Source organism: Ochrobactrum sp. Marseille-Q0166 (assembly GCF_014397025.1).
Classification (GTDB): domain Bacteria; phylum Pseudomonadota; class Alphaproteobacteria; order Rhizobiales; family Rhizobiaceae; genus Brucella.
The window spans coordinates 1,275,355-1,290,240 of the sequence record NZ_JACJUO010000002.1; the positions used below are offsets into that span (position 1 = coordinate 1,275,355).

Genomic DNA, 14,886 nt, shown 5'->3' on the forward strand with positions numbered 1-14,886 from the left:
GACCCACGCCGCCCACCAAGCGGCGTTTCACCACAACATGAGGAGTGAATATGCTTGAAGAAGCAGAAGACAAAGCTGCGCGTGCAGCTGTTGAAGGGCGTCCCATAGCGGAGTCGGCTACGCGCATTACATTCGGTGCCAGCGGCATAACGCTTAGCTCAAAAGACGAGCACGGCGTCTGGCATAGTGTGCCGTGGATATTCAATCTCGCGCCTGTGAAACAGCCTGCCGACCTCGTCATCATCGAAACGCCTTACAGCGGCGATGTGGAAGCCAACACCGCATATGCACGAGCTTGCCTTCTAGACAGCCTGCAACGAGGTGAGGCACCGATTGCCAGCCATTTGCTACATACTCAAGTGCTGGATGACACGCAGCCTGATGAACGGTCGTTGGGCATTGAGGCTGGCCTTGCCTGGTATCGCGTTGCAACGAAATGCGTTGTTTACACTGATCGTGGTATCAGCGGTGGAATGAGAAAGGGGCTAGTTCAAGCGATGCAGCACGATGTGACAGTTGAGTATCGAAGCATTGATGCGAGGGCAGCAGCATGACTGAGCGAGCATACACTGTGTCGGAATTAGACGCCCTTCGTTCTGCGATCGAATACAAATGGCTGTTTGGAAGCTACACGCCGCAAAGGCATGAAAGCGGAATAACATTTGGCCGCTCTTACAAGGAAAGCGAGAAAGCGGCGTGTGTCGAGGAGTTGGTGCGCACTCACATGGTGGCTGGTCACACTGCCGAAGACCTATATGCATCAGAGGAATCCGCATGACGATCCCAGAAGACATTATGGCCGCAGCAGAAAAGGCGTGCTTACGTCCAACGACGGCGCAAGACCGCATTAACAATGTCGCCAAAGCCATCCTCGCAGAGCGCCAGCGTTGCGCGGATGTAGCAAAGTCCGTTTGGAAAGATGCGCAAAGGCAAGGGCATTTCGACATAGTGAAGGCCATATCACAGATCCGCAGTCGCATTGATACAGGAGCAGCAGCATGAACCAATTCCACGTTGGCCAGAAAGTGGTCTGCATCGATTCAGTCGTTGGCTTTGAGCAATATCTTGAGGTGAAGGAAGGCGAGATTTACGAAATCGAGTGGATCGGACCTTTCGAACATTATATTCATGGCTCCTACATCGGCGTACGCCTCAAGAGCGTCGATCGCGGAACTTGCCCGCAGTTTGGTTATGAAAACCCGCCTTTTGCCGCGAGACGCTTCCGGCCGCTTGTGGAAGATAAGTTGTCAGCGTTGCGCGGTCTGCTTGCTGACGGGCCTGTGACAGAGAAGTTCGAAGAGCCGAAGCGTAAGGTGAGGGAGGATGTGTGATGGTTGTGAGTGACGGCGGCTCCACCAGCTATTACGAGCTGCCCGAGGGCGCGAGCGAGCTCAATGATCTGATCGAACACAAGGGCATGTCCTTTGCGCTCGGGAATATCTTTAAGGCTTGTTATCGATTTGGCGAAAAGGACGCGGCCAGCCGAATGTATGATCTGAACAAGATCATATTCTTTGCCGAGCGGTTGAAGGCTGTGGAACGAAAACGGGCGCAATAAACGCCGTCCCTCCCGGCACCGGTAGTATCCTCGTAGTCCACAGTCGAAAAGAAAAGGGCTTCGGATTTAACCGAAGCCCTGCTCTCAATTTTTATTAATCGTCGGATCTTACTTGCGGTAAGCTAAGCCACCCCAAATTCTGCCTTCATCGCGATGACGACCACCGTGTACGGCTCCGATATATGCGGCAGCTGCGGCAACAAGTGCAGATGCTGCAAGAAGGAATGCAGTGAGAATGCCAGTTATCCGAGCCTTTTCAGCAGCGTCTGCTGCTTTAGCTTTTACTTCTTCTGCCGTTTTTTGAGCCTGTGCCTGTATGTCAGCAAGTGTCTTTTGAGCTTCGTCAACCTTCTTTTGAGCGTCAGTGCGCAGAGTCTGAACGCGTTCAATCGTTTGGTTTACACGAGTTTGAGCATCGTTTTGACTTAAGCCGGTTCGAGCGGCAACCTGATTGGTGAGCCATGCGCGATCTGTATCGGAGATTTCACCAGTGGTAAGCAAGTTTCCAAGAATACCACTTATCTGCCGCTGAAAATCCGCCAAATTCTGCGTTTCCTGACCGGCAACAGAGTTACCTTGGCTATCTGTGCGTAGCAGAGTATCGGTGAGGTAATCTAACGGATTGGTTTTCAATCCTTGAGGCAGCATCTGTTCGACAGATGGAGCGGCAGCTTGTCCTGCACCCTGAGCCAAACCTGATACTGCCTGTCCAGCTCCTGAAATGACGCCACCTGCCAACTGACCAGCTCCTTGAGCTGAACCGCCAACAACAGTGCCTGCGGTTTGGACTGCTGTTTCAGCGGCACTTCCAACAGCTTTCGCACCGCCTGAAATAACGCTGATAAGCATGAGAGCAGATACGATTGTACCAAGGCCCCAAACCACTAGGCCATTCAATCCGTCTCGAACGGTTGCTTCATCGCGCGTTGCCGTTCCAGACGGGCGGCGCATTCTTCCGGTGATATAACCACCGAGCATATAAGAAGCTACCATTGATATGATAATAAAAAGGGCAGTAATCACTAGCCAAACTGCACTAATGTCTCCTCCATCATCGACGGAGAACGAACTTAAACCAAGTCCACCAGCAAATGTGGTCAGAACAACCATTACACCTGATGCGACCGTTGCTCCAGCAAAAATAGCCGCCCAATCGACATAGCTGCGATCAGGTGCGTTTTCTACGACAGTTGGATCTACCATCAACGTAATCCCAGAAAAGAGAGGATGAACAACACAATGACTACTAGTCCCACTAAATAGATGATGGAGTTCATGTTGGTTATCTCCTTTAAATAGTAACAGTGTCCGGCTGGCCGGCATATTATGTGTCGGGATTTACTCTCTCTTTGACAAAACTCGTTAGTCAGTAAAAGGTTTCAGTGATTGCTAAACTTATTTAAGCTATCAATCCTTTGATCGATCTGGATAGGGCTCATTCGGCAGCTTTTTCTTCGGATTACCTGGAGCATTGGTTTGCTCGTGCGTAGGCTTTTCCTGATGATCTCTTTGTTCAATTGGCGAAGGGTCAGTCGCTTGGTGCTCACGATGAAGATCATGGTCTGACCATGGGCTTTTCTTTTTATTCATTTAATCACTCCTGAAATGGGAAAACCCCGCCGAAGCGGGGTTCAAGAAGTTAGGCAGCCTTCAAATTAATTTTGGTTTCTGCCAGTTTGGTCAAATCATGATCGGTTTGACCCTCTTCCTGGAGTGTTGCATCGAGAAGCTTAGCTATATCTTTATGACCTAGTTCAATGGCCCAGCGCTTGAGCGTGCCGTATCGTGTAATTTCGTAATGTTCGACAGCCTGTGCGGACGATATGAGCCCGGCGTCAAGCGCTTTTGTACCCTTGAATTCGTCGATAATTTCTTCGCCCTCGGCGATAATCCCCTCAATTGCATCGCAGGTTTTTCCCTGAGCGCGCTTGCCGAGAAGTTCAAACACCTGCTGAAGCCGTTCAATGTGCTCCTGAGTTTGTTCCTTATGTTTTTCGAATGCTGTTTTGAGTTCAGGCGCTACAGCCGCCCTTGCCATCTTTGGTAACGCTTTAACGATTTTTCGCTCGGCGTAATAAATGTCCTTGAGCGTGTCGTAGAACAGATCGTCGAGGGTTTTTTCCTTGGAAGTTGGCATTTTTCTCTCCATTAGAGTTTATGCCCCTGCATGGATAGTCAACGCTCTTGGATGCTCTTGGTTCCTCGGCTGAAACCTAATTTATTTTGACGCAGATAGGATAAACTATTCATTCTTGAGGAATTAAATTCCTAAAACAGCTTAGGCTGGCCGTCATTGTCATTGCTTGGCGTTAGATCGATCAAGTCAGTGTCAGGCAATGGCTTCTGCATTTTCTTGGCTTCATCCCATGGCGCACTTAACCAGGTATCGATTTCCTCTGTCGTGCGCAGGATTACTGGCATCGCCTTGGGATGGACCGGCTTGACCACGGCATTGGGCTCGCTTGTCAGGAAGCCGAATATATCAACTTCAACTAGGCCTTCCTTCTTCTTCCGCACACCTTTCCAAGTCGTCCAAATGCCAGCGAAGGCAAAGAGCGGCTTTTCCTCGTTCAGAGCGAACCAGTGTAATGGTTTGCGTTTTGTCTTTGGGTCGGGTTCTTGCCCGTATTCTGAGAATGAAGTGGCGGGCACAACGCAGCGACTTTCAATGCCCTGCCAGCGCCGCCAATGAGGAGAGGTGAGGTTGCGTATGTTTGTCACGCCGCTGTCGGCTTCGCCCTTAACGTACATTGGCGGCGTAGGCATTCCCCAGCGAAGATGCGAAAGCTCGTGCTCACCGTCTGCTATATTTCGCAGCACAGGAGCGGGATAATCTGGGTACACATCCAATTGAGGATCAACGCGATTCGTCACATCGCCAAACTTTGGGAAAAGACGGCGCATAGCCTCATGTGTGGTGGTTAAATTATAAAGATTGCACATGCGCTCCTCCTGCTCCGAAGAGAATAGGGCGCAGTTTATCGCCGTCCAGCTAACGCGTCTTCGCCTTGCTGCTGGTGCTCGCAGCAGAACCAAAGCTGTCCATATTTTGTTTTGTATCCGTATGTGCCCCAAGCTTTGCAGCCGTCAGCATCGCACCAATGCTCAAACTTGCCACCACTTGTTACTGCGACACCACTATCAGCTTTATATCCTGACATTCTTTACCTCGGCGCTCGATAGACTACGAATTCGCTTTCACCCTTCATGGTGCAATCTTCACAGCGCAGCTTCCATTGATGAGTTTTCAATGGGTCGTGCGCAGCAATTTTGCGCCCGATGGATTTTTTATTAATGTCGCTAACGTGTCCGCACCTCGTACATAGTCCGCAAAGCATAGCCCACGGCTCTAAATCGGCTAGACATGTGAAAGCAGTGATCTTTTCATAGGTAGGTGGTCTTGCCATACGTTTTACCGAACGACGATTTGGTCCCAATTGCCATCATCCAAAGGCTTACCGCCATGGCGATTCATAAAGACGCTCATTCGCCTTTCTGATGGGAAGCTAAATACACAGAAGTCGATTCCAGCCTTACGCGCCATGCGATGAGGTAGATGGGCGCCAAGGCGACCGGCGTCTCTATGAACTTCTCGTCGAGCACACTTCAGTGCGTACGCTTCAGGAAGAGCTACTTGGAAAGTCTTCATTAAGCCGCCCTCTTAAAAGAATTGGTGCGTTTGCCGTGGGTGACAGCAATGGCCGCGTACTCAACTTCCTTGATCAGAAATTCCCGATCCTTGAGCAGTGATTCGATTGACGCACGCACGTCCCCCTTATGGTAAGCTAATATCAGATCAATCTCGGCGTCGTAGTTTTGCAATACTCCATTCATGGCATACTCCATAGCTTATTAACATTTGCTAATGTTCTTGTTGTGTTCTAATTTTAGGAGCGTGTCAACGGCTTGATTTGTACTGAAAATACAGGCTACATTTTGGGTTACATTTAGGTTGTTATTGAAGGTAACTAAGTTGCATATATAATTGAAATTATTGATAAAAGAGTTTGGTTCGATTTCCCTGAATAATCCGGCCCGGGGAGCCACTTCTCTTCAGAGGTTGCTTATTTCTCAGTATTTTCAATGCCTAAGGCTTCCTTTCAGTACACAGCGCGGTACGCTGAGGGATACACATGGGGCTTATCTTGAAATACGTTCAGAAGACCGCTGCTGGAACATTCCGATATCGTCGGCGGGTTTCCGAGGAACTGAGAGCAACCATTGGCAAAAGAGAATTGACCGAGTTTTTGGGTGATACTCAGAAGCAAGCGGCGGTTCGTTATGCTAAAACCCACAGCAAATTTGAAACCACCATCAAAAACGCATTGCTGAAATCAGCCGGTGCCACGCACGCATCGAGATCGACATTGCTAATCGAGATGACGTCGACCCACTGATTTTTAGATGGGTAGAAGCAAATGGTCCTCAGGTGACTAAACCCGAGCGAATTGGGTTTGGATTAAAACTTGTCCGAATGGAATTGAACGGCGGCGGTGTTAAAATGGAATTCCTGCCGACTGGTTTGAAGAGTGAGTTTTCTGGCCCACTGTATTCATTGTCAGAAGAAGCACGTCATTTACGTGAGATGTAGTTGCAATTATTCCGATACCAGCGCGTTGCTGATTTTTATCCAAATCGGTTATATTATTTTTGGCATTTAATATAGCGGAGAAAAATCAATGAGTGGCTTGTTAGCCCTTCTGGACGACGTGGCAGCAATTTCAAAAATTGCGGCAGCGTCTGTTGATGATATATCCGCTAATGCTATGAAAGCCGGTAGCAAGACCATTGGTGTATTGATCGATGATGCTGCCGTGACGCCGAATTACGTTGTCGGAATAGCCGCGGCGCGTGAACTGCCTATGATTGGAAGAATTGCGCTAGGAAGCTTGCGGAATAAAGCGCTTTTGATACCTGCGCTTTTGGCGCTAGATTATTTCTTACCAGTCGCAATAACGGTGCTACTTATGATCGGTGGCGCTTATCTATGTTTTGAAGGTGCTGAGAAGGTTTGGCACAAGTTTTTTCTGACTGAAGAGCATGATGGACACAGCAAGAGTGAAGAGAATGATCCCACCGCTCTTGAAGAAAAGCGTGTTGCGGGTGCTATAAAAACAGATCTTATTCTTTCAGCGGAAATTATGACTTTAGCTCTTTCTATGATTGAAACAGATTCAATTTGGATAGAGCTGGCTACGCTAATATGTGTAGGTATAATTATTACTGTTATGGTTTATGGAGTTGTTGCATTTATTGTTAAAATTGACGATTTTGGCGTATTCTTAGCAAGAAAAGGATATTTTTATGTTACAAGAGTATTTGGGCGATGGATCGTCAAAGGTGTTCCGAAATTGCTTGCCCTATTGACAGTTATTGGCACTGCAGCTATGCTTTGGGTAGGTGGTAATATATTTATTCATGGTTTGCATGAGCTTGGCATTCACCAGCCGTTTGCTTGGATTTCATCTTTTTCCACGATTTTAGCAGGTCAAGTAACATTGAGCCTTCGTAGTGCAACGAGCTGGCTGGTAACAGCATTCGCGGATGGTGTTTTTGGCTTCATTCTGGGATCGCTAATTACAGCCTGCTTATTAAAAATTATTACGCCAATTTGGAAACCGGTCAGTAGAAAAGCATGACATGATAAGAAACCTAGACATTTCTAAGTATGTCTGGCCATTGTTTTGTCTGCGCTTAATAGGGGGGGTATTAGATACTCTCGTTGAGCAATTCCATGCACAAAGTTTGTACATGATCAAAAGTTTCGGGGTTCCACACGAGCCAATAGCCCTTAGTGCTAGTAATGGTAATATCACATGCAGGAACCAATTGGCCTCGTTTGATGGCGCCGTCAATAAGACCTGACCAGCCAAGCGCTATTCCTTGATTTGCGATGGCCGCCTCCAGAACCAAGTTATAAGTGTTAAAGATCAGTCCGTAGTTTCTGTCGTCGATTTCTTCGTTGATCTTGTTAAGCCAGCTTTGCCACGTATACCACCGATCACCTTGCAATGTGTCGAGATGCAAGAGCGCCGATGATTTAAGTCCTTTTCCGTTGGGAAATGGACCATGTTGGCGGAGAAATGCTGGAGAGCAGACAGGAGTAACTGCCTCTGGAATAAATGGGATGGAATTTTTGGGAAAATCTTCGCGAGCGCCAAACAAAATCGCAATATCAGATTCTTTGTTATCTAAAGGCTGGAGCATGGACGATGCGGTAATACGAACATCCACATCTGGATGTTTAGAGCGGAATTGCGCTACCCTCGGCATCAGCCAAAACGCTGCGAAACCGTAATCGGTTGCAATGCGAAGACCGGGTGTTCGCTTTTTACGCAAGATTTGCTGCATCGCTTCGTCGATACCCTCAAGTCCATGTCGTACAGCTTCTAAAAGTATACGGCCGTCTGGTAAAAGTTCGACGCCTCTTGCACGGCGCGCAAATAACGCAACACCTAATTGATCTTCTATACGCTTTATTTGATAGCTGACAGCAGGTTGAGTCATTCCCAGTTCACGCGCGGCAAGAGTTAAATTTTCTAATCTGCCGACAGCTTCGAATACACTGAGGTTGCCGACTTCCCAAAACGGAGAAACCATAAAAAAATTTTATCCCTTTTATAAAAAATGAATGTCTTTCCCCTTCACTATAAAGATGTTTCTTTAAAAGAATCCAGAGAAGACATAACGATTTTTGATTGAAAATATCGTTTCGTTAAAGCGAAAAGGGAGTTTCAATGCGTTCTTTCAAACTTATTTCTTTAACGCTGGCGGCGTTTACCGGGCTCGCCGGTGCAGCCTACGCAGGCGATCCGGAAGCATGTGCAACTATTCGGTTGTCGGATCCAGGCTGGACAGACATTACATCAACCAATTCGATCGCTAGCGTTCTGCTTGACGGACTCGGCTATAAAACAGATATAAAAACCATGTCGGTGCCTATTGGATACGAAGCACTTAAAACCGGGAAAATAGATGTTTTTCTCGGTAACTGGATGCCTGCGCAGCAGAAATTCAGAGATGATCTTGATAAGTTAAATGCTGCTGAAGTTCTGGTTAAAAACCTCGAAGGTGCGAAATTTACGTTGGCCGTGCCTGATTATGTAGCACGTGAAGGCGTAAAGGATTTTGCTGATCTTGCAACACATGCTGAAAAATTTGATAAACAGATATTTGGCATTGAGCCGGGAGCGCCAGCTAATGAGAATATTCAGAAAATAATTGAAGACAAAAAATTCAATCTGGATGGCTGGAGCATCGTTGAATCGAGCGAACAAGCCATGCTGGCCCAAGTGGATCGGAAAAATCGCGACAAGCAATGGGTTGTTTTTCTGGCGTGGGCTCCTCATCCGATGAATACCAAGCTTAACATCGCGTATCTCACTGGTGGTGATGATTACTTTGGTGCAAATTATGGTGGTGCAGAAGTTTATAGTGTTTCACGAACTGGCTGGACCGCAGAATGTCCAAATGCGGCGAAGTTCTTTCAGCAATTAACATTCACTATCGATACAGAAAATGAGCTCATGGATAAAATCCTGAATGAGGGAGTTGACGGGCCTACAGCGGCCACAGAATGGCTTAAGAAAAACCCCGAACAGATCGATGCATGGTTGCAAGGTATAACCACTTTCGATGGTAAGCCGGGCGCTGCTGCCGTGAGGGCAAAGCTGGGACTTTAATCGTTTTTTGTATGGAGCAATCAACGGGCGTTAAGGCGCCCGTTTTCTGTATTTTTATTATTACCAGTGGTTATCAAAATGAAAAAACCAAATATTCTTATTCTGATGGCCGATCAGTTAAACGGAACTTTTTTCTCCGATGGGCCTGCAAATTTCCTTCATGTTCCTCATCTGCGTAAATTAGCGATTAGATCGGCTCGATTTTCAAATTGTTATACGGCAAGCCCGTTGTGCGCGCCTGCTCGAGCTTCATTCATGTCTGGTCAGTTACCGTCGCGTACTGGAGTTTATGACAATGCTGCGGAGTTCTCTTCAGAGATACCTACCTATGCGCATCATTTGCGAAACGCTGGTTATCAAACTGCACTGTCGGGAAAAATGCATTTTGTGGGACCAGATCAGCTGCATGGATTTGAACAGCGCTTGACCACAGATATATACCCCGCAGACTTTGGCTGGACTCCAGATTATCGAAAACCTGGTGAGAGAATTGACTGGTGGTATCATAACCTTGGGTCAATCTCGGGTGCAGGAATTGCTGAAATCACAAATCAGTTAGAATATGACGACGAGGTTGCCTACCAAGCTGAGGCAAAGCTTTATGACCTCGCTCGTGGTCATGACGAGCGCCCATGGTGTCTTACGGTAAGTTTCACCCATCCACATGACCCGTATGTTGCGAGAAAACGCTTTTTTGATCTTTACGCGGGCATACCGCAGCTTGATCCTGAGATAAAATTCTTATCGGCAGAAGATATTGATCCTCATAGTGAGCGTCTGTTGCGGGCGTGTAAAGCTGAAGATTATGAATTAACCGAGGATCAAATCAGAGCTGCCCGTCAGGCGTATTTCGCTAATATTTCTTATATTGATGATAAGGTTGGTATTCTTCTTGATGTACTTGGACGTTGTGGGATGGCGGATAATACGATTATCGTATTTACATCAGATCATGGCGATATGCTTGGTGAGCGGGGGCTATGGTTCAAGATGAATTTTTTTGAGGGTTCGGCCCGCGTACCTTTGCTTATTGCTGCTCCGCAGTTGCAACCGAAATGTATTAATAGTGCAGTATCGACACTTGATGTGCTGCCAACGATTTCGCAACTTGCAGGCATAGACCTTAACGATATCATGCCTTGGACTGACGGCGTATCGTTGGTTGATGTTGTATCCGGTATTAAGTCGCGTGGTGATGTCCCTATGGAATATGCTGCAGAAGGAACGATAGCACCGATGGTCTCGTTACGCGCCGGTGAATGGAAGCTCAACTTGTGTCGGGTCGATCCACCACAACTATTCAATATAGCCAAAGACCCTAACGAATTGGATAATCTTGCGTTTAAGCCTGCGTATTTTGAAATTTTGAATGAACTCGTTAAACAGGCAGAAAAGCGTTGGGATCTCGAGTCATATGATAAGCAGGTCAGGGCCAGTCAGGCTCGTCGACAGGTGGTCTACAAGGCGCTGCGTAATGGAGCTTATTATCCTTGGGACTATCAGCCGCTACAGAAAGCATCAGAACGCTATATGCGAAACCATATGGATTTGAATATTCTAGAGGAAAGTCAGAGATTTCCACGATGAATTTAATCAAGCGACTTTTTGTGAACTGCATTTGTATGAAAATGGAGTAGGGATAGTTCTTACGCTTATGGATAAGTTATGGATATCGTATATGATTTTTTATCTTCATTGAGCGCGGAAGAAATTGCGTTCACAGTTAACACTGCCACTCCAGTTTAAATGAGATGTTATGTCGGTCCAGCGCGTAAGCTTTTTTATTCTCCTTGCTCTGGTCACGATAGCTTTTGCGTGGCTACTTATTCCTTATTATTCCGCTGTTCTTTGGGGTGTTATTCTCGCCATTATATTCTATCCGGTGCAGCTGTGGTTCGTGCGCATCTTCAATGGAAAACGCAATTTTGCAGCACTCCTTTCCGTCTTGATGTGTTTATGTCTGGTTATTCTGCCGGCACTCGTAATTTTCGGGTCTTTGGTTCAGGAGGGCAATTCCGTTTATCAGCGATTGAGTACGCGTGAGTTCGATTTGAATAGCTATATTACAAGCATTCTGGGTGCTCTGCCTGAATCTCTGGAAGAGTGGATGGTGCGTTTCGAGTTGGGCAATTTTGCAGATTGGCGCTCACGTATATCTTCCGCAATCTTGCAGGGAAGTCAGATTTTTGCCGGCAGGCTCGTAAGCCTCGGTCAGAATACGCTGCAATTTTTCGTCAGCTTCGGCATCATGATCTACCTTTTGTTTTTTCTTTTTCGCGATGGAGCAGAATTGGGGGTAAAAATTCGTCAAGCCATACCGCTTAGCGATGAATACACCACACAGATAGTGGAAAAATTTACCGCAGTGATCCGCGCGACAGTAAAAGGCAATATTATTATTGCTCTTATTCAAGGGACGATCGGTGGTGTTACTTTTTGGTTGCTGGGGATCGAGGCTGCATTGCTCTGGGGCGTAATGATGACAATTTTCTCGCTTCTCCCTGTTGTCGGAGCATCATTGGTATGGGCGCCTGCTGCGATTTGGTTTGCCGCTAATGGCATATGGTTCAAGGCTGGATTTTTGATTTTTGTCGGAGTTTTTGTAATTGGTCTGATCGATAATTTCCTTCGTCCGCCATTGGTCGGCAAGGGAACGCGAATGCCCGACTTCGTCGTGCTTATTTCAACGATTGGTGGCATATCTCTTGTCGGCATTAACGGGTTTGTCGTGGGCCCGATGATTGCAGCGATGTTTATAGCTGCATGGTCACTTCTCGCGGAAGAGCAGAATGCGCCAGTAATATCTGAAGATAGATAGCCGAGAGAATAGGCAACTTTTTATAAGTGCTAGAAATAGAAAGCCCGCTGCACTGGGAGGAGGAGTGTGCAGCGGGCTGATCTGAAAAGCGCGACTGGGAGGAGGAGTGCCGCGCTTCGAGTTCAGTCTCTGGGAGGAGGAGTGAAACTGAACAATTTGAAAATAGGTGCGAGGCGATACATTTACAAGCGCTGATGCTGCAGGGCAGATATGCATTTCTGAATAGCTAAAAAAAGAAACCGCCCCGCTGCGATATACGCGCTGGGGCGGTTCTAACTCCTCCAAGTCGCGAGACAATAACAAGAGAATATTAAAAAGCAACCATTTTATAATCCAGAGCATATTTCACTAATTACTGAAAATTATGTAACCAGCTACCTCTTTAAAAAGTTTGTTACTGGCCCCAGGAAATCCTATAAAAGAAGACACGCAATACAGATCGATTTTTTGAACATCGAAATTTACAAATATGCAAAATTTTACATAAACTGTAATTTATTGCCGATTTTATAAATCGATTTAATGGTGTTTGATTTCCGCATTGGAGATGGCTTCTTATCAGCCAAAAAAGCGTTGATATTGCGGGCATAAATAAAGTTGACTCTGTAAATCAAGATTAATATAGCCTCCATTAACTTGAGTCTTTTTATCATCTTAATGAGTTGACGATGAAGGTCGTCACGGGGGTCGAAATGCAATCGAAGCGTGGTCGTTCTGGTTATTTGCTCGGGACAACTTTTCTCTGTGGTGTCGCGAGTTTAGGATTTTTGGTTTCAGGTCCTGCAGGCGCTCAAACAGCGAAGCTGCAAGATGAGAAGCAAAAACAAGAACAGCATAAGGAACAAGTGCTTCAACTTGACACGATTACCATTTCGCCAACGATTCAAAATGCTGCTGCAATCGACACGATGGCTTCAACAAGTGTGCTCACTCAGCGGGATATTGATCGCATTCAGGCGACAACTGCGGCTGATTTATTCCGGGCGATGCCGGGCGTTCATGCGTCGCTTAATGGTGACGATCCGGCGACCTCGATCAATATTCGAGGCCTTCAGGAAAAAGGTCGTGTTGCTGTGACGGTGGATGGTGCGCGTCAGGATTATTGGCGTGTTGGTCACGGTTCTGGATCGTTTTATATAGAACCTGAAATGCTAAAGCAGGTGACCGTAATTCGCGGCCCCGTATCCAATGCTTATGGAAATGGTGGAATTGGCGGTCTGGTAGCTTTCGAAACCAAGGATGCAAGCGACTTTTTACGCGATAGCGAAACCTGGGCGATAAGTGAAAAACTACGTTATGAAACGAATGGCAAGGGCTGGCTGACCAGCACTGTCGGCGCTTATCGCTTTAATGAAAATGTCGATGTCATCGGCAATCTGAATTACCGTGATAGCAGTGCATATAAGAATGGTGACGGCGATTTCGTTCGTTGGACGGGTGAACGTGTTGTTAGTGGGCTTGGTAAGATCACAATCCGTCCAGCTGAGGGGCACGAACTGAAGTTTGGTTATTCCCGTCAGAAATATAATGACGTTATGACCGGCAGCAGCGGTTCTAACTCCAAAACGCTCTCTACCTATGATGCAGATACAGTCGTTAATACCTATACCGGAAATTACACTTATAAGCCCGAGGACAACCCATTCTGGGACCTGTCCGTTAACGCTTACTACAGCGAGACGGATAATGATCAGTACCAAATCTGGACGAAAGCAAATATTGGAAAAACGCGTTTCTATAATGTTTCCACCGCTGGATTCCGTGCTTACAACAGCTCAAAAATAGAAACCGATGCTATGATCCACACCATTACCTATGGCGTTGATTATTATAAGATGCGCGGCGAGTCAGACACTGACAACTTCGGTAACGGTGATCAGCAGGCTTATGGTGGCGTTCTGCAGTGGCAGGGTGATTACCAGAAGTGGCTCGAATTGATCGCTGCAGTGCGTTACGACGGATACCGTCTTGACGGTACTATCAAGTCCGATGGCGCCAATCCAGCCCAGGATGTTAATGTTGATGGGCATCGTTTCTCACCACGCTTAAGCATTGGTGTGACGCCATGGGACGGTGTGCAGTTCTATGGTCTTTATTCGCAGGGCTATCGTGTACCGCATATGCAGGACATGTTCCGCCAAAACGGCGCACATGGCTCGGGGTATGAGCCAAATCTGCTGCTCGAGCCTGAAGTTGCAACATCGTTTGAAGCTGGTATTAATTTGCGACAGGATGGCTTGCTCGACGCTGGCGATCAGGTGCGTGCAAAGATAAACTTCTTCCACACCGATGTGAAAGACTACATCGAGACCGTATCCAAGGGCACTTACACAACCTCTGAGAATGTCGGTACTGCGCGCCTGCGCGGTTTAGAACTTGAAGCCACCTACGATAACTGGTGGGGATACATCAATCTGGGTGCTTCGTTCACGGACGCTGAAATGAAGGACGGCATCTACAAAGGTAACAGCCTGACGAATACGCCGCTCGACAATGTAAGCGCTACACTCGGCCTCAAGGCATTTGAGGAAAAGCTTGTCTATGGTGTTGAGTATGAAAGCGTTGGAAAAGTTAATCGGATAAGCAGTAATACGATCTATACTTACCCGCGGCACGATCTCGTCAACCTGTTCGCTAATTGGCAGGTTAATGACAATGTAAAGCTTGATCTTGGGGTCGATAACCTTTTCAACAAGGCATATACGGACCCACAGACGGGCTGGGCAACAACGTCGGATCAGAACCAGGGTAAGGGACGAACCTTCAAGATAGCGATTACTGGCCGCATTGGCGGCTGAAGTCTTCGATCAGGCATGAAACCATAAGGC

At 47.0% G+C, this 14,886-nt stretch carries 17 protein-coding genes; 11 read left to right on the forward strand and 6 right to left on the reverse strand.

The window, feature by feature from the left end:
• Positions 1-50: 50 nt before the first annotated feature.
• The 5 genes from H5024_RS17280 to H5024_RS17300 are packed head-to-tail and all read left to right on the forward strand — an operon-like array spanning position 51 to position 1,558.
• Positions 51-554, forward strand: a complete 504-nt coding sequence (locus H5024_RS17280) for a hypothetical protein (protein WP_187548331.1) — start codon at positions 51-53, stop codon at positions 552-554.
• Complete coding sequence (locus tag H5024_RS17285) at positions 551-778, forward strand: hypothetical protein (RefSeq protein ID WP_187548332.1); 228 nt, start codon at positions 551-553, stop codon at positions 776-778. Before H5024_RS17280 ends, H5024_RS17285 begins: the two co-directional genes overlap by 4 nt.
• Positions 775-1,002, forward strand: coding sequence for a hypothetical protein (locus H5024_RS17290; protein WP_187548333.1), 228 nt, complete (start codon positions 775-777; stop codon positions 1,000-1,002). The genes H5024_RS17285 and H5024_RS17290 overlap by 4 nt, the downstream gene beginning before the upstream one ends.
• Positions 999-1,331: a hypothetical protein gene (locus tag H5024_RS17295; protein ID WP_187548334.1), complete on the forward strand. Its 333-nt coding sequence runs from the start codon at positions 999-1,001 to the stop codon at positions 1,329-1,331. The genes H5024_RS17290 and H5024_RS17295 overlap by 4 nt, the downstream gene beginning before the upstream one ends.
• A 5-nt stretch (positions 1,332-1,336) precedes the next feature.
• Positions 1,337-1,558 (forward strand): hypothetical protein, encoded by a 222-nt coding sequence (locus H5024_RS17300; RefSeq protein WP_247875326.1) that lies wholly within the window; start codon positions 1,337-1,339, stop codon positions 1,556-1,558.
• 108 nt (positions 1,559-1,666) lie between these two features.
• On the opposite strand, the gene H5024_RS17305 is transcribed toward H5024_RS17300, so the two are convergent.
• The 5 genes from H5024_RS17305 to H5024_RS17325 all read right to left on the reverse strand — a co-directional run bounded on the left by H5024_RS17305 (position 1,667) and on the right by H5024_RS17325 (position 5,392).
• Positions 1,667-2,761 carry a hypothetical protein gene (locus H5024_RS17305; protein WP_187548335.1) on the reverse strand — a complete coding sequence of 365 codons (1,095 nt, stop codon included), beginning with the start codon at positions 2,759-2,761 and terminating at the stop codon, positions 1,667-1,669.
• Between the two features lie 204 nt (positions 2,762-2,965).
• Positions 2,966-3,148 (reverse strand): hypothetical protein, encoded by a 183-nt coding sequence (locus tag H5024_RS17310; protein ID WP_187548336.1) that lies wholly within the window; start codon positions 3,146-3,148, stop codon positions 2,966-2,968.
• Positions 3,149-3,197: 49 nt separating this feature from the next.
• The gene (locus tag H5024_RS17315; protein ID WP_151091651.1) at positions 3,198-3,695 is read right to left on the reverse strand and encodes a ferritin-like domain-containing protein; all 498 of its coding nucleotides are present in this window, start codon (positions 3,693-3,695) and stop codon (positions 3,198-3,200) included.
• Positions 3,696-3,826: 131 nt separating this feature from the next.
• On the reverse strand, positions 3,827-4,501 hold the full coding sequence (locus H5024_RS17320) for an SOS response-associated peptidase (RefSeq protein ID WP_187548337.1): 675 nt from the start codon (positions 4,499-4,501) through the stop codon (positions 3,827-3,829).
• Between the two features lie 705 nt (positions 4,502-5,206).
• On the reverse strand, positions 5,207-5,392 hold the full coding sequence (locus tag H5024_RS17325) for a hypothetical protein (protein ID WP_187548338.1): 186 nt from the start codon (positions 5,390-5,392) through the stop codon (positions 5,207-5,209).
• Positions 5,393-5,691: 299 nt separating this feature from the next.
• Here H5024_RS17325 and H5024_RS17330 point away from each other — a divergent pair, with 299 nt between their 5' ends.
• Together H5024_RS17330 and H5024_RS17335 are read left to right on the forward strand one after the other, a co-directional pair.
• Complete coding sequence (locus H5024_RS17330; protein WP_187548339.1) at positions 5,692-5,955, forward strand: hypothetical protein; 264 nt, start codon at positions 5,692-5,694, stop codon at positions 5,953-5,955.
• A 282-nt stretch (positions 5,956-6,237) separates the two neighbouring features.
• The gene (locus tag H5024_RS17335) at positions 6,238-7,197 is read left to right on the forward strand and encodes a DUF808 domain-containing protein (protein ID WP_187548340.1); all 960 of its coding nucleotides are present in this window, start codon (positions 6,238-6,240) and stop codon (positions 7,195-7,197) included.
• Between the two features lie 70 nt (positions 7,198-7,267).
• Here the strand turns inward: H5024_RS17335 and H5024_RS17340 are convergent, their stop codons facing one another.
• Positions 7,268-8,158 (reverse strand): LysR substrate-binding domain-containing protein, encoded by an 891-nt coding sequence (locus H5024_RS17340; protein ID WP_187548341.1) that lies wholly within the window; start codon positions 8,156-8,158, stop codon positions 7,268-7,270.
• Positions 8,159-8,295: 137 nt separating this feature from the next.
• Between H5024_RS17340 and choX the strand changes: the two genes are divergently transcribed.
• From choX to H5024_RS17360, 4 genes are all read left to right on the forward strand, one after another.
• On the forward strand, positions 8,296-9,240 hold the full coding sequence (choX, locus tag H5024_RS17345; RefSeq protein ID WP_187548342.1) for a choline ABC transporter substrate-binding protein: 945 nt from the start codon (positions 8,296-8,298) through the stop codon (positions 9,238-9,240).
• Positions 9,241-9,318: 78 nt separating this feature from the next.
• The gene (gene betC / locus H5024_RS17350; RefSeq protein ID WP_187548343.1) at positions 9,319-10,827 is read left to right on the forward strand and encodes a choline-sulfatase; all 1,509 of its coding nucleotides are present in this window, start codon (positions 9,319-9,321) and stop codon (positions 10,825-10,827) included.
• A 169-nt stretch (positions 10,828-10,996) separates the two neighbouring features.
• A complete protein-coding gene (locus tag H5024_RS17355; RefSeq protein ID WP_187548344.1) occupies positions 10,997-12,058 on the forward strand; it encodes an AI-2E family transporter in 1,062 nt (353 codons plus the stop codon).
• Positions 12,059-12,903: 845 nt separating this feature from the next.
• The gene (locus tag H5024_RS17360; protein WP_348770710.1) at positions 12,904-14,856 is read left to right on the forward strand and encodes a TonB-dependent hemoglobin/transferrin/lactoferrin family receptor; all 1,953 of its coding nucleotides are present in this window, start codon (positions 12,904-12,906) and stop codon (positions 14,854-14,856) included.
• Positions 14,857-14,886: the final 30 nt, after the last annotated feature.

Excerpts from the sequence above, each read along its gene's own strand:
- H5024_RS17280 (WP_187548331.1), top strand. The coding sequence starts at position 51 with ATGCTTGAAGAAGCAGAAGACAAAGCTGCGCGTGCAGCTGTTGAAGGG.
- H5024_RS17285 (WP_187548332.1), top strand. The coding sequence starts at position 551 with ATGACTGAGCGAGCATACACTGTGTCGGAATTAGACGCCCTTCGTTCT.
- H5024_RS17290 (WP_187548333.1), top strand. The coding sequence starts at position 775 with ATGACGATCCCAGAAGACATTATGGCCGCAGCAGAAAAGGCGTGCTTA.
- H5024_RS17295 (WP_187548334.1), top strand. The coding sequence starts at position 999 with ATGAACCAATTCCACGTTGGCCAGAAAGTGGTCTGCATCGATTCAGTC.
- H5024_RS17305 (WP_187548335.1), bottom strand. The coding sequence starts at position 2,761 with ATGGTAGATCCAACTGTCGTAGAAAACGCACCTGATCGCAGCTATGTC.
- H5024_RS17310 (WP_187548336.1), bottom strand. The coding sequence starts at position 3,148 with ATGAATAAAAAGAAAAGCCCATGGTCAGACCATGATCTTCATCGTGAG.
- H5024_RS17315 (WP_151091651.1), bottom strand. The coding sequence starts at position 3,695 with ATGCCAACTTCCAAGGAAAAAACCCTCGACGATCTGTTCTACGACACG.
- H5024_RS17320 (WP_187548337.1), bottom strand. The coding sequence starts at position 4,501 with ATGTGCAATCTTTATAATTTAACCACCACACATGAGGCTATGCGCCGT.
- H5024_RS17325 (WP_187548338.1), bottom strand. The coding sequence starts at position 5,392 with ATGAATGGAGTATTGCAAAACTACGACGCCGAGATTGATCTGATATTA.
- H5024_RS17330 (WP_187548339.1), top strand. The coding sequence starts at position 5,692 with ATGGGGCTTATCTTGAAATACGTTCAGAAGACCGCTGCTGGAACATTC.
- H5024_RS17335 (WP_187548340.1), top strand. The coding sequence starts at position 6,238 with ATGAGTGGCTTGTTAGCCCTTCTGGACGACGTGGCAGCAATTTCAAAA.
- H5024_RS17340 (WP_187548341.1), bottom strand. The coding sequence starts at position 8,158 with ATGGTTTCTCCGTTTTGGGAAGTCGGCAACCTCAGTGTATTCGAAGCT.
- choX (WP_187548342.1), top strand. The coding sequence starts at position 8,296 with ATGCGTTCTTTCAAACTTATTTCTTTAACGCTGGCGGCGTTTACCGGG.
- betC (WP_187548343.1), top strand. The coding sequence starts at position 9,319 with ATGAAAAAACCAAATATTCTTATTCTGATGGCCGATCAGTTAAACGGA.
- H5024_RS17355 (WP_187548344.1), top strand. The coding sequence starts at position 10,997 with ATGTCGGTCCAGCGCGTAAGCTTTTTTATTCTCCTTGCTCTGGTCACG.